Here is a 19,030-nt window from a genome sequence, read left to right as displayed (position 1 = left end):
GGAGCTGTGGAGAGAAGGATGCTCGAGGTCAAGCGCAGTGTGCTGGCTGGCAACGACGAGGCCGCCGAGGCATTTCGCGAGAAGAGGCGAGAAGAGCGTACGTTCTTCGTGGACGTGATGGCCTCGCCCGGGGCGGGCAAGACGACGCTTCTGCTCTCGCTCGTCGAGGGGTTGCGGGCGCGGGCGGATCGCGCTGGCCTGCCCGCACCGAAGCTCGGCGTGATAGAGGCGGACCTCGAAAGCGACGTCGATGCCCGCAAGATCAAGGAGGCTGGCGTTGCCTCCGTCGAACTCAACACGCGCGGGGTGTGCCATGTCGAGATGGGCATGGTGGAGAGGGCGTTCGAGGCGTTCGGGGGGATTCCGTTCGAGTGGCTGTTCCTCGAGAACATCGGCAACCTCGTGTGCCCCGCCGAGTTCGACACGGGAGCGCACTGCCGCATCATGCTTTTGTCGGTGCCCGAAGGGTGGGACAAGGTGGTGAAGTATCCGCCTATGTTCGCCGTGGTCGATGCCCTTGTAGTCACCAAAAGCGACTATCTGCCCTCGAATCCCGATTTCGACCTCGCTGCGCTCGAGGAGTGCGCCTGCGCGCTCAACCCGAGGCTCGAGGTGTTCGTGACGAGCGCGCGGACGGGCGAGGGCTTGGGAGAGCTGGTCTCTTGGCTTGAAAGGCGCCGCGCCGCCTGCGTGCCTTTGGTGGTGCGATCGTCGACGGTTGGCGCTTTTCGCGCCGCCCTTTGACGAGGCGAGGCCGTGGTGGGAAGCGTTGTCGACGATGTGGGCGTCGAAGGGGCGTCTGACGAGGTGCGATGATGAGGGGCTGCGGAGTTTGCCCAAGGATGTTCGGAGAAAGGCGGTTGCAGTGGAGGTGGTCGTAAAGGATGTGGAATCGAAAGGTGTTTTGTCGAAGTCGAACCTTCCCGTAAGCGATTATTCTGCGAATCCCTACATCGGTTGCTCCCATGGGTGTGCGTACTGCTACGCGTCGTTCATGAAGAGATTTTCAGGGCATCTAGAACCATGGGGGGAATTCGTGGACGTTAAGCATTGGCCAGAGATTAAGGATTCTCGGAAATACGAGGGAAAAGAGGTTTTCATCGGATCCGTCACCGATCCGTACCAACCGGTGGAAGAAGAGCGAGAAAGAACGAGGGCCCTGCTGGAGCAGTTGCAAGGGAGCGGTTGCAGGATCAGCATCGCGACGAAGTCCGATTTGGTTCTGCGCGATCTCGATCTGATCAAAACCTTTCCGGATGCCCGAGTTTCATGGTCTGTCAACACGCTTGATGAGGAATTTCGAGAAGACATGGATCGTGCGGCGAGCATAGAACGCCGCTTGGCAGCGATGAAGGTGTTTCACGATGCCGGGGTGCGAACGACCTGCTTCATCTCTCCCATCTTCCCCGGCATCACGGACGTTGCGGCGATCATACGGCGAGCAAGGGACAGGTGCAACCTCGTATGGCTTGAGAACCTGAACCTACGCGGCGCGTACAAAGAGGAGATATTGGGCTACATAGCGCGGAAGCGGCCCGATTTGACCTCTTTGTACCAGGCGATCTACCGAAAAGGAGATCGCGGGTACTGGATGCTGCTCGATGAGGAGATACGGCGGTTTGCCTTGGGCGAGGGCCTATCGTATCTTCGCAACGACGATTCGTTCACCAGGCCCTTCGAAGATCCGCCCGTCATCGTGAACTACTTTTTCCACGAAGAGGTCGTTCCGCGCGCGAAGAAGGGATCTGCAGGTCGGCGCTCGGGGTCGATCTGATCGCACAGGTCCTCGTTTCGGGCTTCGCCTGCGAAGCGGCCCTGCTCGGTAGATGATCCCTTTGCCACCTCTTTTCGTCTCGGCCGCTGCCCGTGCCGGCTCCTGCTTGTTCCCTTCGCATAGCCTTTTTGAAGACCATGCGAAAGCGACTTGGCGATTCGCCGCATGTGGTAAAATAACTGGTCGGCAAGTGCAACATCGGAAGGGACGTCTATGTCTGGGCATTCTAAGTGGGCTACAACGAAACACCGCAAGGCGGCGCAGGACGCGAAGCGCTCGGCCTTGTTCTCCAAGCTGTCGCGCAACATCACGGTGGCCGCGAAGGAGGGCGGCGACCCCAACCCCGACAACAACGCGTCGCTTGCTGCCGCCATCGAGAAGGCCAAGGGCTACTCCCTGCCGAAGGACAAGATCAAAACCGCCATCGACAAGGCGTTCGGCTCCGGCAAGGATTCGGCGAACTACGAGACGGTGGTCTACGAGGGCTACGGGCCTTGCGGCGTGGCCATCTACTGCGAGGCGCTCACCGACAATCGCAACCGCACCGCCGCCGATGTGCGCGCGGCGTTCAACCACCACGGCGGCAATCTCGGCACCTCCGGCTCCGTGGCGTTCATGTTCGAGCGCAAGGGACAGGTCATGGTAGCCAAAGAGGTGGAAACGGGCGACAAGAAGAATCCCGTGCGCCCCAACGGCGCCGCCGCCGACGAGGATGAGTTCATGATGGCCGTGGCCGAGGCCGGCGGCCTTGACTACGAGGACGCTGAGGACGAGTGGATCGTCTACACTGCGCCCACCGATCTCATGGCTGTGAAGAAGGCCCTCGAGGGGCAGGGCATCGAGGTGAAGGGCGCCGAACTCACGATGGAAGCCACCACGCCCGCCACGGTGAGCGTGGGCGATGCGAAGAAGGTCATGCGCCTCGTGGACAAGCTCGAGGAGCTCGAGGATCTGCAGAACGTCTACCACACGATGGACATCACCGACGAGATCGCCGAGGCGCTTGACGAGTAGCCGGTCCTTCGGCGGTTTTCTCCGAGGGAAAGCCGAGGTTCGGACGGGGGCGCGGTCATGCCGCGCCCCCGTCCGTTTTTCGCAAGGCGTCCCAAAGGGGTTTCGGGCAATTCTGCCGGAGGGCTTTGCTCGAGAATCGTCGCACGTGCCGTGGCCTCGCCCCTGTAGCAGGCCGTGACGCTTCGGCTCCGATCTCCTATCCTTTATTGCGGGGCCTGTCGGAAAGCGTTCGAAGGGTCGATGGCTCCTGCGCTGTTCGGCGTGCTAAAGGCGCGCGGGATGCGCGCGGGGATGGAGAGCCTGCGAGATGGGCTGAGGGCACGACGCGACCGGCTCGCTTGCTTGCGCTCCGTACCGGTCGCTCGTTCTTCTCGGCCGACGAGTTCGCTGGATGGATGCCTGCGCGACGTGCCTTTTCGCTGTCGAGCGTCGTTGCCCTTCGGCGGAAAGGTGCGCCAGAGGCACCTTTCCGCCGCATTTTGCGCGAGGGGCTGACGTTCGACGCGTTCGCTCGCGCGTTGCGGGCTAGACGGCGCGTCCAGCGTCGTTGCCCGCCTGGATGGCGCGGGCGATGTTGAACGGCTCGGCGCAGTCGCCCACCGCGTACGTTTCGATGGACAGCCCGTCGACGAGCGCCGTGTTCGGCAGCAGGTCGGCGGCGTTCACGATGGCGTCGCACGGCACGGCAACCTCGGTGCCCACCTCGGTGGCCACGATGACCCGCCCGTCGCCGGCCTCTTTGATGGATGCTTTGGGCCACACCTTGAGGCCGAGCGCGTACAGGGCCGTGGTCATGAAGCGCTGAGCGTGCTGCGACTGCTGCATGTCGAGCTCCTCGTTGGCGCTCGGCGTGACCATGACGACGCGCTTTCCGTGGACGGTCAGCCACAGCGCGCAGTCGAACGCCTGGGCGTTCGAGCCGTACACCACCACGTTGTCGCCCATGTCGGCGGTCAAGAACTGCTCGAAGTCCACCACCGGCACGCTCCCCGCGCCCGCGATGTCGAGCGCACCGCGCAAGCCGCCGACGGCGAGGATCACCGCGTCGGGCGCCTCCTGCTCGATGAGCGCCTCGTCGGCTTCGGTGCTCGTCTGGACCTTCACGCCGGTCAGCTCGAGCTGCCGCGCAAGGTAGTTCTTCAAATCCCCCAGGTTCTCGTGCGGCCCCTTCACGTTGGCTGCGAAGTCGAGCAGTCCGCCGAGCGACGCCTTCTTCTCGTAGAGCGTCACGTCGTGCCCGCGCGCCGCGGCGATGCGGGCCGCCTCCATGCCGGCCGGGCCGCCGCCGATCACCATGACCCTCTTCGCCTCGTCGACGGGGGGAAGCTCGTAGGTGGCCGGGCCGCCCTCGCGCATGACGCGCTGGGTGAGGGCGTTCACGCGGCAGCAGCCCATGGCGGCGTTCATCTCGTTGCTGCCGATGTGGCAGTGCAGGCAGCGCGTGCACGGCGCGATCTCGTCGATGCGCCCCTCACGCAGCTTGGCCACGTAGTCGGCATCGACGGTGAGCGGTCGGTTCATGAGGTAGAAGTCGCACTTGCCGTCTGCGAGCGCCTGTTCGAAGAAGTCGGGAGCGTGCGCAGGATCCATGTAGGTGACGGTGCCGCAGGGGATGGAGACGGCCTCCTTGTAGCGCGCGGCGACATCGAGCATCATGCCCGCTCCGCTGTGGTTGGCAACGAGCTGTCCTTGGAAGTGGCGCGAGAAATCCCACTGGGTGCCGTAGCCGGTGGCGCCCTCGATGCCGTTCAGGATGAAGTACAGATCGCTTCCGAACTGGCAGGGATGGTTGCCGAGCGGCCCGAGGCGCAGGTGCAAAGAGTCGCAGCCGGCCTGCTCGAACATCTTGGCGAACTCGATGCCCTCCTCGATGGTGTTCGCCAAGTTGTGGGGAGCGGTGACATCCTTGTCCATCGTCATGAGCGTGGCGTCGTTGGTGAGGTTGTCGTTCTCCTCGACGGCGTCGATGAGCACCTGCACCGCGAAATCGTCGCCGCAGGCCTGCTTGATCTTGCGGATGCTCTCCACGACGAAGCGGGCGCGGCTCTCGAGGCTGCCGGCGCCGTATTCGTCGTCGCGCGTGTTGTGGAAGCGCGACAGGAAGTGCGCGCCCGCGTTGAACCCTGCGGCGTTGATCTCCATAGCTTCGAAGCCCATGGCCTTGAGCGCCGCCGCTCTGGCCGCGCCGGCGTCCTCGAGCTGGACGATCTCCTCAATGCTCATAGCGGGGATGTCGGCTGAGACGGCCCACTGGTAGCCGAGGTGCGCTCCGTGCGCCGCGCACTGCTCGACGAGGTCGCGGCCGAACGCCATCGCCTCGTCGGACACGTCGCCCGCGGGCAGCATCTCGCCTTCCACCCAGATGAGCTCCACGCCGCCTTTCGCGAAGTTCACGTAGTACTCCGAAAGCTCCTTGGTGAACCCGGCCAAGTAGCAGGCCGATCCGGCGGCTGACTTCACCATGCGGTGCGAAAGCTCGATCGGCCCGATCTTCATCGGCGAGAACAGCGTTGCGAAATCGGTGGTGTTCTGGCGGTAGTCGTAGTCCTGCGGGTTGAGCGAGGCGGTGGCGATGAGGCCGCCTTCGCCGGCTGCTTGAGCCGCCTTCCCGCCGTCGGTTGCCCGGACGGCCTCCTTGGGCGCGCAGCCCGCAAACCCCGCACCTGCCGCCGCCATGCCGGCTGCGCCTACCCCTGCGAGGAATTGACGTCGCGATAGCGTCATGTTCCGCTCCTTCTCTCGTCTTTGCCTGTGCTTGTTCGTCCGCGCGCCGATCGCTCGCGCGTCCCTTTTCGCCTGCGCCCTGTTCGCGTCGGCCGTCGCATCCTAGCAGCAAAGAGGGCATGTGCGCTTCACACCGGATTGGTGAACGTGCGTCCATTCGGCCCGCATCCGAGGCTTTCGACCGCCTTCGGGGGCCAAAAGCCTCACACCGGATTGGTGAAAACGCCTTCGAAGTGCTTTCGGGGGCGAAAAGCCGCCGTTTGCCCGCTGTGGATATGCGATACTGAAACGGAGTGCGATATACGGCAGCGCAAGGAGGGTGCGGAGTGCCGGATGGGTCCATACGAGGAGGAAGGGGCGTTGCGCGCGTCCGCGCGTGCGCGTGCGGCGGGTACGCGCTGTTGTCGTTCGCGTGCCAGCTGGCCGTATGGGGAGGGCTTCGGCTCTCCGAGCGCACGGGGCTGGACGTTCCGTCCATCTTGACGTGGTGGACGGTGCCCTTGCTCATCGGCATGGCAGTCGTACTTTCCTCCATGGGCGCCGCGGCCTCGCTGCGGGCGTCTCGCGGCAAGGCCGCGGGCGCGGCGTTTCGGGCGTTGCCGTTCGGCTTTGCCATGCTGGCCGTCGCGGGGTACGGTCTCGTCGCGGCGGCGCCGTCGGGGCTCCATGCGCTCGTGGGCGCCGGCGCCGCTTTGACGGGGGCGGGTATGGGCGGGCTTTCGGCGTTGTGGGCGCACGCGCTCTCTCGCCTTGGCGCTTGCGACGTGCCGAGGCTCGTGCTGTGGTCGGTGGTCGTGTGCGCGGCGCTCTCCCTCGCGACGGAGCCTCTTGCGCTGCCCGCGCTGGAGTTCGCCTACGCTGCGGCGGCGTGCGGCTCGGCCGTCTTGCTGGCCGTCGTGAGCGCGGCGTGCGGCAGGTCGCCGGCCCCTGCCCCGGTCGACGACGGCGGGGAAGCCGCAGCGGGCGCGCCGAGGGCCGCAGGCGGGCTTGCGCGCGAGGCGCTCGGGGCGGTGCGCACCCCGCTGTTCTGCGCGGCTGCCATCGCCTTCGCCGTGGCCGTCACCCGCACGATGACGCTTCGCACGCAGCTCGGCATGGTGGGGACGTCCGGCGTTGCGTGCATGGCCGTCGGAGCGGTCGCGCTGCTCGCCATGCTGCGCGGACCTCGGGGGCGTCGCGTGTCGGGCCCCACCATTCCCGCGCTGTTCCGCATCCTGTTCCCCGTGGTGGCCACCTTGCTTCTGGCTTTGTCGGTTGGCGGGGAACGGCTGGCCGTTGCCGTGGGGGCCGCGGTGTTCGCAGCGTACTCCCTCATGCAGGCTCTCATGGTGCCCGCCTGCATCGACGCGGCGCGACAGAGGGGCGTGCGCTCGACGACGACGTACGGGCTGTTCGCGGGAGCGGTGTACGCGGTGTTCGCGGCATCCACGTGGATCGGCTTGAGCCTGTTCTCCGAGGGGGGCGGCTTCGGGGCGACAGCCTCGCTCACGGCCGCGCTGCTCGTGCTGTACGTGCTGTCAATGGCTTACGCGCTCGTGCAGCGCCGTGCGGGGATGAGCGTCGCCGAAGGCGCGGGCGATTCTTCCGCGGGCGCAGGGGAGGGCTTGGGGTCGGGCTCTGCTGACGGCAGCGCGAAGGATCGGATGGTCGCGCCGTCGTGCGGCCGTCGGGCGGCGATTGAGCCTGCGGAGTCCGATGCGGGACCTCGGGGCTCGGCAGGGACCTCGCCGCTGGGCTTGGCTGCCGCGCTTCGGCTTGCCGCCGAAGCCGTCCCCGACGAGCCCGATCCCATCTGCCGTCGCTGCTTCGTGCTGGCGGAGCGGTTCGCCTTGAGCCCGCGCGAGACGGACGTGCTCGTGGCGTTCGCGCATGGCCGCAACGTGTCGTATCTGGCGGAGCGGCTCTGCCTTTCCCCCAACACCATCCGCACGCATTCCAAAACGCTTTACGCGAAGCTCGGCGTGCACAGCAAGCAGGAGCTGCTCAACCTCGTGGACGAGGTTGAGCAGCCGCGCGCGAAGGGGGCTCTTGAAAGCGCGAAGGCGGTTTGCGAGGGCGTCGTATCGCAGGTGCCAGGCGAAAAGGGGCCATCCTCCGGCAGGGCTGTGGAAAAATGAAAAAACGCTGCTTCTTTGACGTCCTTCCCAAATCGATGTGATAGGATTATGACGAACAAACGTTTGCAACAAAGCTGCCGCTCGAAAGGGTCCGGCGGGCGCGACGACAGACAAGGGGGTCGATCACGACCATCGAACGTACCATACTCGGGATCGACCCCGGCTTGGCGAACACCGGATGGGGCGTCGTGGCCCAGCGCGGGCCGCGCTTGGCATGCGTCGCCTACGGGTGCGTCTCCACTTCCGCTGACATGCCGCTCGCTCATCGCCTGATGAAGGTGCAGAGGCAGATAGGAGCCGTCATCGCGCGGTTCGAGCCTTCGTGCGCGGGCGTCGAGACGGTGTGGTTCGGGCAGAACGTCTCAGCTGCGTTCGCCACCGGCCAGGCGCGCGGCGCGGCGCTCGTGGCGTGCGCCGAGCACGATCTGTACGTGGAGGAGTTCTCGCCCAACCAGATCAAGCTCGCCGTGGTGGGCGTGGGCACGGCCGACAAGGCCCAGGTTCAGTACATGGTGCGCCAAGCGCTCTCGTTGAGCGACGCTCCCCGGCCCGACCATGCGGCAGACGCGCTGGCCGCGGCCATCTGCTTCGCGACGCACGAGGGGTTTGCGCGCGCGGAAGGCCGCTTCGACCATCTGGTCGCCCAGGCCGAGGCGCGCGAGGCTGCGGCGCGGGATGAGGCGCACGGGGCGACGCGCGCCAAGCGTGCGGCAGGGGCTCATGCGGCCAAAGAGACCGAGGAGAAGGTGAGGGCATGATCGCGTTTCTGAAGGGGATCCTTGCGGGCAAGGACGCCGCAACGGCTTACGTGGAGGTCGGAGGCGTGGGGTATGCCGTGGGCATGTCGCAGGCGGCCCTTTCGAAGCTGCCGGAGGCGGGGTCCCCCGTGGAGATCCATACTCGCTTGCAGGTGCGCGAGGACGCACTCGCGCTGTACGGCTTTCTCTCCTTGGAGGAGAAGGCGCTGTTCGAGCGCCTTGTCGGTGTGAGCGGTGTGGGGCCGAAGGTGGCGCTTGCCGTGCTCTCGTCGTTCGAGCCCGCGGCGTTCGTGGCGGCGGTTGCCGCGCAGGACGTGGCGGCTGTGCAGCGCGTGCCCGGCGTGGGGAAGAAAACGGCCTCGCGCATCATCTTGGAGTTGAAAGGGTCGTTCGACCAGGGCCTTGCGGGCCTTTTCGACGATGCTTCTCGCGCCGGGGTGCCCGCGCCCGAGCGTCTTGCGGGCGCGCGCGAGGCGCTGCTGTCGATGGGCTTCACCTCCGCGGAGGCCGATGTGGCGCTCAAGGGCGCGCCCGAAGGCGGCGACGAGGGCGTGCTGCTACAATACGCTCTGAAGCGGTTGGGGGCGAACTCGTGAGGGCGTCGGCGTGCCCGAGCCTTCTGACGGAGAGGCGGTCATGGCTGACAACAGCATCGAAATAGAGGGCCTCGTGTTCGAGGCCGATCCTGCCTTTGGCGGCGGGGATCGGCCGTCTGCGCGCGCTCGGGCGGTCGCTCCCGAGCTCACCGAGGACGACCTTGCGCTCGACCGCAGCCTGCGGCCGAGGCGCCTTGGCGACTACCTGGGCCAGACGAAGATCAAAGAGTCGCTTGCCATCCTCATCGAGGCGGCTCAGGCGCGCGGCGACGTGGTGGACCACATCCTGTTCTCGGGTCCTCCGGGCCTCGGCAAGACCACGCTCGCCACCGTGGTGGCCAACGAGCTGGGGGCGAACATCAAGACGACGAGCGGCCCGGCCATCGAGCGCACGGGCGACCTTGCGGCCATCCTCACGAACCTCGAAGAGGGCGACGTGCTGTTCATCGACGAGATACACCGTCTGAATCGCATGGTGGAGGAGGTGCTCTACCCCGCGCTCGAGGACTTCGCGCTCGACATCGTGGTGGGCAAGGGACCGGCTGCGCGCTCCATCCGCCTCGACCTGCCGCGCTTCACGCTCATCGGCGCCACCACGCGCACGGGCCTTCTGACGGGGCCCTTGCGCGACCGCTTTGGCATCGTGTTTCGTCTGCAGTACTACACGCCAGAGGAGCTGGCCTCCATCGTGAGGCGCTCGGCGTCCATCCTTGGCGTGAGCATCGCCGAGGACGGGGCGCTCGAGATCGCCCGGCGCAGCCGTGGCACGCCGCGCTTGGCGAACCGTCTGCTCAAGCGCGTGCGCGACTGGGCGCAGGTGCGAGGCGACGGCATCATCGACGAAGACGTGGCAGCTCAGGCCTTGAGTTTCTTCGAGGTTGACGCGCTTGGCCTCGACGGCATGGACAATCGCATCCTCGAATTGCTCGCGGTGCAGTTTGGCGGTCGTCCCGTGGGCCTGACCACGCTCGCTTCGGCGCTCTCGGAGGACCCGGATACGCTCGAAGACGTGTACGAGCCGTTTCTCATGCAGCAGGGTCTCATGCTGCGCACGCCGAAGGGCCGCGTTGCCACTGAGCGGGCTTACGATCATCTGGGTTTGCCAAAGCCGCCGACCTGATAGAATCTTGAGTCGCGAGGCCCTGCTCCCTCCATCGAGAGGCGCATCGCCGCTTGCGACGCAGTTTGCGAGAAAGGAACCGGATGCTTGAGCGAGACTATCTCATGCGCATACTGCTCCAGTTCGCCGAGGTCGTTCGACGCAGCTGGACGAAAGCCGAGAAGGAGCGCGATCCGCGTCGCGCCGCCGACATGCTCGAGGACGCCGTCGGCGAAGCGGTTGACATGGACGGGGAGGCCCTGCTGTCGCTTGCTCCCGACTCCGTCGCGAGCGTTGTGCAGGTGTCGGGCGTCGATCCGCGCGTCGTGGACTACGTCGCGCGCAGCCTGCTGCTCGCATCGCGCTACTTGCGCGATGCGGACGAGCACGACCTGGCCGACTTGCGCGAGAAGCAGGCCCGCGCCCTCGCAGACGCCTACGGTCTCGATCTGCCCGACGATCCCGAGGATGCGATGCGCCTGCTCGACGAGATTGACGGTGATGTTTCCGAAGAGGCGTTTTCGACCATGGAGGCGCTTGGCTTCGAGGCGCCGCCCGAAAAGGTCGAGCCCTCCCTCGTCGAGACTCTGCGTCCCGATGGGCGCAGCGGGCGTTCCGACGAAGTCGGGCGCGCCGCGTCCGGCGGTTTTCCCGATAAGGTCGAAAGCCCCGAGCTTCGGGGGTAGCCCCGTCTTTCGGCCTTTTCTCGTCGGGTCGACGTGTTGTCCGTGGTTTGGGGCGTATCGGGCCGCGACGGGAAGGGTTGGGTCGAGCCAAAGGGGAGGGTTTCGTTGTCGGGCGCGAAAGCAAGAGCGTTGATATCGTCGCTGCGTTGGCACCATGTGGGATTCGCCTTCGTGTGGGCGGTTGCGTTCGGCGGCCTATCGGCTTCCGCTGATGTGGACGGCTCGCCCATTGGCGAAGCGGCGCTTCGCCTGTTCGAAGCGTGCCAGCAGGTTTGCGTCATCGCGGCGGTGGCGTCGGCGGCGCTCGCCGAGCGCCGCGTTTCGGCGTTCCCGCCGCGCCTCGCGTACGCTGCGGGCGTTCTGTTGGCCGCAGGGGCGCTTGTGTTCAGCGTGGCGTTTCGTCCCGGAGGAGCGCCCTCTTTTGCCGCGGCTGCGCTGGCCGGAGTGCTCGTCGGCGGCGCGACCGGGTTCTTCTACGCGGCATGGCAGCAGTTCTTCGCGTCGGAGGGTGCATCCCGCACGGCCATTTGCATCCCTTTGTCGGCGGTCCTGTCCGCTCTTGTGAGCGCCGTGCTCGGCATGCTGCCCGACGGTGTCAGGATCGCATGCGTCGTCGGCGTGCTGCCGGTCGCATCGGCCGCCACCTTGCGACTGAGCTTGTCCGAGATCGTGCCCGCCGATCCCCCTGCGCGCATGTCGCGTGCGCTCGCGGCTGCCGCAGCGCGGGTGCTGTGGAAGCCGGTGTTCTGCACGTGCGCCGTCGGGTTCGCATGGCAGCTCGTGGCCGGTTTGTTCTCGGTTTCGGCAGACGCGTCGTCTGCGGCGGGGCTTGGAGGCTTGGCACTCGCGTCCGCGGCGGTGCTGCTCATCGAGCTGTTCTCTGAGCGCGGATTCGAGGCGCTGCGGGTGTACCAGGTGCTGTTCCCGCTCGTGACGGGAGTGCTCATGCTGCCGCCGCTTCTGGGCGTGCAGTTCGCGCCGCTTCTGGTGGGCATGTTGCTGCTCGGGTTCGAGGTGCTGAACCTGCTGCTCATCGTGACATGCGCGGTGTACTCGAGCGAGCGGGGCGCGCCGGCGGCCCAAACGTATGTGCTGTGCGTGGGCCCTACGCTCGCGGCCATGTTCGCAGGGGATGCGGTGGGCAAAGGGCTCGGTCCCATCGTCGCATACGACTTCTCCTTGGGTGTGAACGTGCTGTTCTTGTGCGTATACGCGCTTTCCATGGTGCTGCTCTTCATGTCGTTTTGCCGTCATGGGCGCAGAAGCGATGCGGCACCCGTCCATGAAGGGACCCGCATCGACGTGGCTGTGGTGGGCGGCAGCGCCCCCCTTGCAGAGCCCGCGTCCTTGCCGGAACCGGGCGCGTCCGGCACCCGCGCCGAGTCGGACCGCTCGGTTGCGCTCGACGCGCGCTGCGATGCGCTCGGCTTGGCTGAGCCGTTCAGCCCCCGTGAGCGCGAAGTGGTGGCCCTCGTGCTGCGGGGCAACAACGTGCCCGCCATCGCCCGCAAGCTCTACATCTCCGAGAACACGGCGCGAGACCACATGAAAAGCATCTACCGCAAGGCGGGAGTCCACTCTCGCCAAGAGCTCGTCGATCTGCTCGATTGATTGCGGACACCCCGTAAAACAGGGGATTCTCCAACGCCTACCTGCGGCGATTCCGAACAACCCGAATCATGGGATGCGGCGTCTTTCCGCCCGAGGATAAGCTTCGCTTCAAATCGCGGGCGATTGAACCGCGGAAGGGAAACCGTTTGAGCGAGGAGGAACGACATGGGTGCATCGACGAGGATTTCAAGGAGAAGCCTGCTCAAAGGGGCGGCTCTGAGCGCAGCGAGCGTTGCGGCGCTCGGCGTCGTTGGGTGCAGCCCTCAGTCGCCGGATTCGTCGGACGACGGGGGGACGGGTACGGCGGGAGGGCAGGGCTCCCATACGTGGGAGGTCAAGCCCGAGCCCATCGCCGCCGAGCGGATCAAGGAGACGGTGGACACCGAGGTGCTCGTCATCGGCGGGGGCTATTCCGGCACGTGCTGCGCGCTCAGCGCGGCCGAGAACGGCGCGAAGGTGATCCTCGTGGAGAAGGACGCCATGCTCAACGGCCACGGCGTAGGTGGCACGGGCGCCATCGGATCGCGCGAGCTGGACAAGCTGGGCATCAGCTTCGACAAGCCCATCGAGATGGAGCGATGGGTGTCCACATGCGGCAATCGCTGTCGTGAATCGCTCGTGGCGAAGTGGTTCCGCGAGTCCGAGCGCTGCATGAACTGGCTTCTCGACCTGGCTGAGAAAAACGGTGCGACCTGCATGGTCACCGTCGGGTCGCGCAGCGCGGTGCATCCCGAGATCGACTGCTACCATATGATCATGGGCGGCGAGGTGTTCGAGCAGCACTCGGCAGCCGACTTCGTGGAGTACCTGTTTGAGGCCGAGGCGGTGGCTGCGGGCGCGCAGTTCGTTTACGAGATGCCTGCCGTGCAGCTCGTGCAAGACGGCGACGGCAGGGTGACGGGCGCTATCTGCCAGGGCAAAGAGGGCGACTACGTGCAGTACAACGCAAGCAAAGGCGTGGTTCTTGCCACGGGAGATGTGAGCTACAACGACGAGTACCTCGAGGAGTTCGCGCCGATCGCCTTCAAGGTGATGACGCGCTTGTGCTCAGACCAAGGAAACGTGGGCGACGGCCACAACATGGCCGCCTGGGCGGGCGGCACCTTCCAGGCGGCCCCGTGGCCGACCATGATGCATCCTCAGGCTGCCGCCGCGTTCCACGGGCCTTTCCTGTTCGTGAACCCCGACGGAAAGCGCTTCATGAACGAGGCCACCTGGGTGCAGGGCAAGTGCGTCGGCGTTATGGTGAACGGCGGCGCCGACCATGCTTGGTCCATCTTCGACGCCAACTGGCAAACCGATTTGCTCGACAGCCTACAGTACGGCGGCGGCATGTTCTGGGACAGCTTCCGCGCCTTCGGCACCGATTACCAGACGGCGGTTGACGCCCATACGCAGACGGTCGAGAAAGGGCTGGAGAGCGCTCCTGTCTACTACAAACGCGCCGACACGCTCGAGGAGCTGGCGGAGCTGATCGAGGTGGACAAAGACGAGTTTCTTGCGACGGTCGAGCGGTACAACGAGCGATGCGAGGCAGGCGAGGACGTGGATTTCTACAAAGAGGCCCATTTCCTCTACCCCATAAAGGAAGGCCCTTTCACAGCGTGCATGGTGGCGCCCGGGCTGCTTGCCGTGTGCGGGGGCATCCATATCTCGGACGACTTCGAGGTGCTCGACGACGCCGACGAACCGGTGCCCGGCCTTTACGCCATCGGCAACTGCGCGGGGGACATCTACGCCTACGACTACCCCATCAACGTGCAGGGCAACAGCCATGGCCGCTGCCTTGTTGAGGGCAAATGCCTGGGCGAGCAGCTTGCCGGCGTGTACGACCAGGTGAAAGCGTAGTGCGGTTATGGATGCCGATGCCGATTTCACCCATTTGAGGGAATTGCTCGGCCGGTTGCCGGCCATGCGGAGGCAGGGGAAGCGTCTTGCCCGTGCGCGCGAGGCGAAACGCGTGGTGCGCCTTGAGGCCGAGCGCGCATCGCGCTCCGCGCTGCTTGCAGCCGCCGAGGAGCGGCTGGCCGCCACCGAAAGGGGCCTCGCCCATGCGAGCGAATGCGGCCCTGCCGTCGGCGACGGACGAGGTGGGGACGCCGTGGGCAAGGCGCGCCGCGCCGTGCTTCAGGCGGCGGCGCTGCGCGGATACTGCGTCGGGCCATGCCGAAACGCCGAGCGCGCGTTGAGCTGCGCGCTCGAGAAGGGGCCGTTCGCTTCGGTGGACGACGCCCGCTCCGCGCTCATGGACGACGCGGCCCTTTCTGAGCTCGAGGAGGAGGTGGCCGCGTACCGACAGGATTACGCGCAGACGCTCGAGAGTTGCGAGCGTTTCGCAGCCCTCCAGTCAACGGATCGGTAAAAAAGGCGCGAAAAGCAGAATCCCGACCATTTTTCCCTCCGTATGGCGTATAGTGGACGAGTGCTCTCGAGGTGAGGGCGAGTGCTGCCGCCACGCAGCACGCAGTGTTACCTTCCCGAGGGATCGGGGAGAGGAAAGAGGATTTAAGATGGCGCAAGGTACTGTGAAGTGGTTCAATCCCGAGAAGGGCTACGGCTTCATCTCCCAGAACGACGGCGAGGATCTCTTCGTCCACTTCTCCGAGATCAAGATGGACGGGTTCAAGACTCTCGACGAGGGTGCAGCGGTCGAATTCGACGTCACCACCGGCCAGAACGGCAAGCTCCAGGCGAGCAACGTGGTGAAGCTGTAAGCGTCTTTTGCCAACGCCGAAATGCCCCTGCGGGAAGCAGGGGCATTTTTTTGTGCGCCCTTCGTGCCGCAGGCAACTTTGGGATCGGCGGGCATCGCAAACCGGGGTGGCCGCCGAAGGCCCTCGGCGTTGGGAAGGAGTTGTCAACGTTCTTACGCATTGCTTAAGGCGGTCGAAACGCGCATGTGGAGAATAGCTCTGCGGTCGTGGGACGTCGTGGGAAGGGACGTTCGCAAAGGCGGCCGATGCCTTAGTGCATCTGCGCAGCGTCTTGGAATCCCGAGGTTTGCGGGTGCTCATCGAAGAGTGAGGTGCGCCTCCCGCGTCCTAGCAGCACGGATCGGATAGTCTGGCTGCCGGATCGTCGGTGTCTAGATCGGCGACTTCGGCAGGCGTCCAGTTGCGGCGGAACCGCCTTGGCAAACTGAGGAAAGAAAGGTCGAGGTGTCGCGAGTTCTTGCGATGTCAAGCGATATGCGAGGGGCTGTGATTGCCAAAGGTGACACGCATGCCGTGCGACGGCTCTCTGCCCGCATAGAGTAGCTGCGTTATCAGGTGAGGCCGCCGCCGCTTCTTTCTCTAAGGACGGCTTATCCGGATGGCCGGGTTTCGGTGCGGTCGAGTACTGTCATGAGTTCCGCATGGGAGTGGACATCAAGCTTGGTGTAGATGCTTCGCGAATGTGACCTTACGGTGTTGATCGACACGTGTAGGCGGTTTGCAGCGTAAGCGCGCCCGTGTCCGCTTGCGAGAAGCTCGAGAACCTCGCGCTCTCGATCAGTCAAGCGGTACTTCCGCGCGACGATGTCGTAGCGCGCGGTGAAGGTCTCGGCATCTGCTGCTTCCCGTTTCTTGGTGAGATCCAGCGCGTCTTCATATTTTTCCGGGGCCGCCAACTTGTCAAGCTGGCGCGGCGAAAACGCGAGGAGCGCGAGCAGTATCAAAGCATACGCGGCCGCGAGAAATGGCGCCGAAGACAGGCTTTCATGGGATATCAACATTCCGGCTTGACCGCCGAGCACCTGCCCGAGCAGGCTTCCAAGTAGAACTGCTGCATAACCGAAGCCGAATGCTCGAGTGGGTGAGGCCTTTGATTGGAAGCAGATGTAGGCGAAGATACAGAAAGCGATGCTTCCCGTGAGCCCGCTTAACGTGCCGCTGAGCGCGTAGAATAGCGGCGCTTGATCCTTGAAAAGGGGAATCACGGCAAGTGTCATCGTGGACCCCACAAAGAGGAAATAGCATACGCGTCCGTAATCGACCTTCTTGCTCGCGTTGAAGGCGTAGCAGATGAACGCGAAGGCCACGAGCATTTTGAGCAGGATGTTTCCGACGACCCCGAGTTCTATGGAATCTGACGTCTGAGAAGCCGCGAGGAGCGTCTTGACGTAATTTGAGCAGAGCCGAAATGCGAAGATCATGAGGACGAGTCGTGCGAAGCCGTCGATGGCGCCCCGGCTTTCGGAGACCCTCCTTTTGCCGCGAAAAGATTTCGGAACGAGTGCGAAAGTCACGGCGGCGGCGAGAGGGAGGCTGCAGAACGCTACGGTTGACGCTTCGGTGGGTGCGACTGTGATGACGAGGTACAGGCACGCTGCGATCATCTGGGAGACCATGAACAAGAGCATGGCTCTCCAAGGGGAGAGGGTGCTGTAAAGCAATCCTGTCTTTATCAACAGAAAGGCCATGCCGCATCCTGAGAGCAAAGAACCTGTGTGAAGCAGTGTTGTCGAGACGGTAGAGGGAAGCCATGACGAGGCTAGGAGGACATTTCCCGCTACGGCTGCGAGTGAGGCGAGGAGCATGATCCTTTTGCTTTCGAGAAGCTTGGTCGTCTTGTGCCCGAGGAAGGCGAAGAGGACGAGCGCTGCGATTGCCACAGTTCTCGTTTCGACGTATGTCGCTGAGAGGGCCGATTCTGCCCCGAATGAGGATGAAACCCAATCTTGCACTCCGCTTGTAGCAAGGATCCATGCGGACCAGAAGGCAGCACCGAGATAGCCGAGAAACGGCGCCTGCTCATTCACAGACGAAAAGTACTTGGCGATGGAATCTTTTACTGCTTCAATCATGTTTTCCCATGTCGATTCGACAAGATCCCCTTCGACCATTGTAGGCAAGTGGTCAGTTGGGTGCAAGGCGGGATCCGAATCTCGTAGGGGTGGTCGCGCTATCAAAGGCCTCACCCCGCACGGACTAGTCCCGCTTGTGGCAGGGCGTCGAAAGGGGAGGGGCGTTTTCACCCGGTTTTTGCGTTTTGGGGGTAAAGAGAACACGATAGCTTTTGGGCATTCGGTTTCGAAGAGCGACAGAAGGAGGAGGTAATGAAAGGAAAGACGACGAGACGCGGGTTTGTGAAAGCGGCTGGCTTGGGGATGCTTGGGGTGGTCGGAGGATCGGTACTTGGTTTGACGGGATGCTCACCGAGGGGTTCTCAGGACGCATTACCGAATTCCGACGATGCGACCTGGGATGAGGAGTACGACGTTGTCGTCGTAGGGGCCGGCCTTGCCGGACTTGCGACCGCTATCACGGTGGCCACAGAGGGCGAGGGGGCCACGTGTCTGTTGCTCGAGAAAAGCGAGCAACCTGCCGGAGGTGGCAACAGCCAGTACTCATCTGGAAGCGTGACGTACACCGACGACGCCGCGGCGTTTGCGAAGTACCTCAAGGCGCTGAGAGGGGAGTACACGGCAACTCCCGACGATATTCTGGAGGCGTTCGCCGAAGGAAGTGCCGGGTTGCGCGATTGGGTGATTGGGCTTGGCGCGGATGAATCCGATATGAAATTCACGAACGAGGATGGCTCCGGAAAAGGCGAGTTTGGCGAGCTTCCTCATTCGGAATCGTATCGCTATATGAGCTTCGACAAGAAAGGATCCAAAAGCTTCAAGCACATATCCCAGTTTGCCCTGTCGGTGGTCGAGGCCCACGACGACGTTGTCACCGAGAAGACCAAGGCGCCTCTGACCGATCTCGTGCTCGATCCCGACAGCGGCGCCGTCGTCGGGGTCGTGTATGACGACGATGGGAAAGAGACGCGCGCCAAGGCGAACAAGGGCGTCGTCATGTGCTGCGGAGGCTTCGAGAACGACTCGGTCATGCGGCAAGACTACCTTTCCGCTCCCCACGCTCACCCAGTGGCCGGTCTTGGTAACACGGGCGACGGGCATCGCATATGCGCAAGGATCGGGGCGGACATGTGGCATATGCATTCGTGCGCGGGGTTTTGGACGAATGCCGTCGCCCTTGACGGGAGCAAGTACTGCGCCTATCGAAAGATCAACAAGCAAAACGGCATAACCGTGGCCGTCAATGGCCGTCGGTTCTTCATGGACTGGGACATGTCGGTGTCGGGATGGCCGCAGTCTGATAAGCTGGCGTCGCTTGAGGGCGACGTGGGGTGCCGCCACGGGCATCAGCAGTTCGGTGGCGAATGGTCCCTTCTGCCCCTGCCTTCGGTGATGTGGTTCGTCTACGACCAAGATCGTGCGGGCGATGCCTACGTCGAAGGCTCGGGAGATCCGGTGGCGGACGGGTTTGCGGTTTCCGCCAACTCCATCGAAGAGCTCGCCGATCTCATCGACGTTCCCGCGGACGAGCTGAAGAAGACGGTGGACCTTTGGAACTCGTACTGCTCGCAGGGTGAGGACGTGTCCTTCCATCGCCCGCCTTCGACGCTCAATCCCGTTGCCAACGGGCCGTTCTACGCGATGAAACTGTGCTGCGAGCTGCTCAACACAGACGGAGGGCCGCGCCGGAATGCGAAGGCGCAGATCCTCGACACGAAAGGCGATCCGATCCCGGGCCTGTATTCTGCCGGCGAGTTCGGATCGCTCTGGTCGCATCTTTACCAAGGGTCGTGCAACCTGTCCGAATGCCTCGTGTTCGGGCGGATTGCCGCGCGGAGCGCCCTCGGCCTCTCGTAAGGTGAGCC

General features: G+C 64.4%; 15 protein-coding genes. 13 read left to right on the top strand and 2 right to left on the bottom strand.

Going from position 1 to position 19,030, the window contains the following annotated elements; genetic code table 11:
- Positions 1–6 precede the first annotated feature (6 nt).
- The 3 genes from hypB to B5F40_RS09990 all read left to right on the top strand — a co-directional run bounded on the left by hypB (position 7) and on the right by B5F40_RS09990 (position 2,788).
- Complete coding sequence (hypB, locus tag B5F40_RS10000; protein ID WP_239442999.1) at positions 7–744, top strand: hydrogenase nickel incorporation protein HypB; 738 nt, start codon at positions 7–9, stop codon at positions 742–744.
- Positions 745–865: 121 nt separating this feature from the next.
- The gene (locus B5F40_RS09995) at positions 866–1,774 is read left to right on the top strand and encodes a radical SAM mobile pair protein B (protein ID WP_239442998.1); all 909 of its coding nucleotides are present in this window, start codon (positions 866–868) and stop codon (positions 1,772–1,774) included.
- A 213-nt stretch (positions 1,775–1,987) separates the two neighbouring features.
- A complete protein-coding gene (locus tag B5F40_RS09990; RefSeq protein WP_087194193.1) occupies positions 1,988–2,788 on the top strand; it encodes a YebC/PmpR family DNA-binding transcriptional regulator in 801 nt (266 codons plus the stop codon).
- A 525-nt stretch (positions 2,789–3,313) separates the two neighbouring features.
- Here B5F40_RS09990 and B5F40_RS09985 read toward each other — a convergent pair.
- Complete coding sequence (locus B5F40_RS09985; RefSeq protein WP_087194192.1) at positions 3,314–5,512, bottom strand: oxidoreductase; 2,199 nt, start codon at positions 5,510–5,512, stop codon at positions 3,314–3,316.
- 326 nt (positions 5,513–5,838) lie between these two features.
- Between B5F40_RS09985 and B5F40_RS09980 the strand changes: the two genes are divergently transcribed.
- From B5F40_RS09980 to B5F40_RS09940, 9 genes are all read left to right on the top strand, one after another.
- Positions 5,839–7,629: a helix-turn-helix transcriptional regulator gene (locus B5F40_RS09980; protein WP_087194191.1), complete on the top strand. Its 1,791-nt coding sequence runs from the start codon at positions 5,839–5,841 to the stop codon at positions 7,627–7,629.
- A gap of 122 nt (positions 7,630–7,751) precedes the next feature.
- Positions 7,752–8,387 carry a crossover junction endodeoxyribonuclease RuvC gene (gene ruvC, locus B5F40_RS09975; RefSeq protein WP_087194190.1) on the top strand — a complete coding sequence of 212 codons (636 nt, stop codon included), beginning with the start codon at positions 7,752–7,754 and terminating at the stop codon, positions 8,385–8,387.
- Positions 8,384–8,983, top strand: coding sequence for a Holliday junction branch migration protein RuvA (ruvA, locus tag B5F40_RS09970; protein WP_087194189.1), 600 nt, complete (start codon positions 8,384–8,386; stop codon positions 8,981–8,983). The genes ruvC and ruvA overlap by 4 nt, the downstream gene beginning before the upstream one ends.
- A gap of 40 nt (positions 8,984–9,023) precedes the next feature.
- On the top strand, positions 9,024–10,103 hold the full coding sequence (gene ruvB, locus B5F40_RS09965; RefSeq protein ID WP_140396476.1) for a Holliday junction branch migration DNA helicase RuvB: 1,080 nt from the start codon (positions 9,024–9,026) through the stop codon (positions 10,101–10,103).
- Positions 10,104–10,186: 83 nt separating this feature from the next.
- Complete coding sequence (locus B5F40_RS09960; RefSeq protein WP_239442997.1) at positions 10,187–10,768, top strand: hypothetical protein; 582 nt, start codon at positions 10,187–10,189, stop codon at positions 10,766–10,768.
- A 129-nt stretch (positions 10,769–10,897) separates the two neighbouring features.
- Positions 10,898–12,379, top strand: a complete 1,482-nt coding sequence (locus B5F40_RS09955; RefSeq protein WP_140396475.1) for a helix-turn-helix transcriptional regulator — start codon at positions 10,898–10,900, stop codon at positions 12,377–12,379.
- Positions 12,380–12,544: 165 nt separating this feature from the next.
- On the top strand, positions 12,545–14,227 hold the full coding sequence (locus B5F40_RS09950; protein WP_087194187.1) for an FAD-dependent oxidoreductase: 1,683 nt from the start codon (positions 12,545–12,547) through the stop codon (positions 14,225–14,227).
- Positions 14,228–14,234: 7 nt separating this feature from the next.
- A complete protein-coding gene (locus tag B5F40_RS09945; RefSeq protein WP_087194186.1) occupies positions 14,235–14,741 on the top strand; it encodes a hypothetical protein in 507 nt (168 codons plus the stop codon).
- Positions 14,742–14,889: 148 nt separating this feature from the next.
- On the top strand, positions 14,890–15,093 hold the full coding sequence (locus B5F40_RS09940) for a cold-shock protein (RefSeq protein ID WP_087194185.1): 204 nt from the start codon (positions 14,890–14,892) through the stop codon (positions 15,091–15,093).
- Between the two features lie 590 nt (positions 15,094–15,683).
- On the opposite strand, the gene B5F40_RS09935 is transcribed toward B5F40_RS09940, so the two are convergent.
- Positions 15,684–17,165, bottom strand: coding sequence for a response regulator transcription factor (locus B5F40_RS09935; protein WP_162610951.1), 1,482 nt, complete (start codon positions 17,163–17,165; stop codon positions 15,684–15,686).
- A 252-nt stretch (positions 17,166–17,417) separates the two neighbouring features.
- Here B5F40_RS09935 and B5F40_RS09930 point away from each other — a divergent pair, with 252 nt between their 5' ends.
- The gene (locus tag B5F40_RS09930) at positions 17,418–19,022 is read left to right on the top strand and encodes an FAD-dependent oxidoreductase (RefSeq protein ID WP_087194183.1); all 1,605 of its coding nucleotides are present in this window, start codon (positions 17,418–17,420) and stop codon (positions 19,020–19,022) included.
- Positions 19,023–19,030: the final 8 nt, after the last annotated feature.

It is taken from the genome of Gordonibacter sp. An230 (assembly GCF_002159915.1).
In the GTDB taxonomy this organism is placed as follows: Bacteria; Actinomycetota; Coriobacteriia; order Coriobacteriales; family Eggerthellaceae; genus Rubneribacter.
Note: the sequence above shows the minus strand (reverse complement) of the source record. Positions and strands in the feature narration are given on the sequence as shown.

What these genes read in the sequence shown, in the direction of transcription:
- B5F40_RS09990 (WP_087194193.1), top strand. Translation starts at nt 1,988, where the DNA reads ATGTCTGGGCATTCTAAGTGGGCTACAACGAAACACCGCAAGGCGGCG.
- B5F40_RS09985 (WP_087194192.1), bottom strand. Translation starts at nt 5,512, where the DNA reads ATGACGCTATCGCGACGTCAATTCCTCGCAGGGGTAGGCGCAGCCGGC.
- ruvA (WP_087194189.1), top strand. Translation starts at nt 8,384, where the DNA reads ATGATCGCGTTTCTGAAGGGGATCCTTGCGGGCAAGGACGCCGCAACG.
- ruvB (WP_140396476.1), top strand. Translation starts at nt 9,024, where the DNA reads ATGGCTGACAACAGCATCGAAATAGAGGGCCTCGTGTTCGAGGCCGAT.
- B5F40_RS09960 (WP_239442997.1), top strand. Translation starts at nt 10,187, where the DNA reads ATGCTTGAGCGAGACTATCTCATGCGCATACTGCTCCAGTTCGCCGAG.
- B5F40_RS09950 (WP_087194187.1), top strand. Translation starts at nt 12,545, where the DNA reads ATGGGTGCATCGACGAGGATTTCAAGGAGAAGCCTGCTCAAAGGGGCG.
- B5F40_RS09945 (WP_087194186.1), top strand. Translation starts at nt 14,235, where the DNA reads ATGGATGCCGATGCCGATTTCACCCATTTGAGGGAATTGCTCGGCCGG.
- B5F40_RS09940 (WP_087194185.1), top strand. Translation starts at nt 14,890, where the DNA reads ATGGCGCAAGGTACTGTGAAGTGGTTCAATCCCGAGAAGGGCTACGGC.
- B5F40_RS09935 (WP_162610951.1), bottom strand. Translation starts at nt 17,165, where the DNA reads ATGATTGAAGCAGTAAAAGATTCCATCGCCAAGTACTTTTCGTCTGTG.
- B5F40_RS09930 (WP_087194183.1), top strand. Translation starts at nt 17,418, where the DNA reads ATGAAAGGAAAGACGACGAGACGCGGGTTTGTGAAAGCGGCTGGCTTG.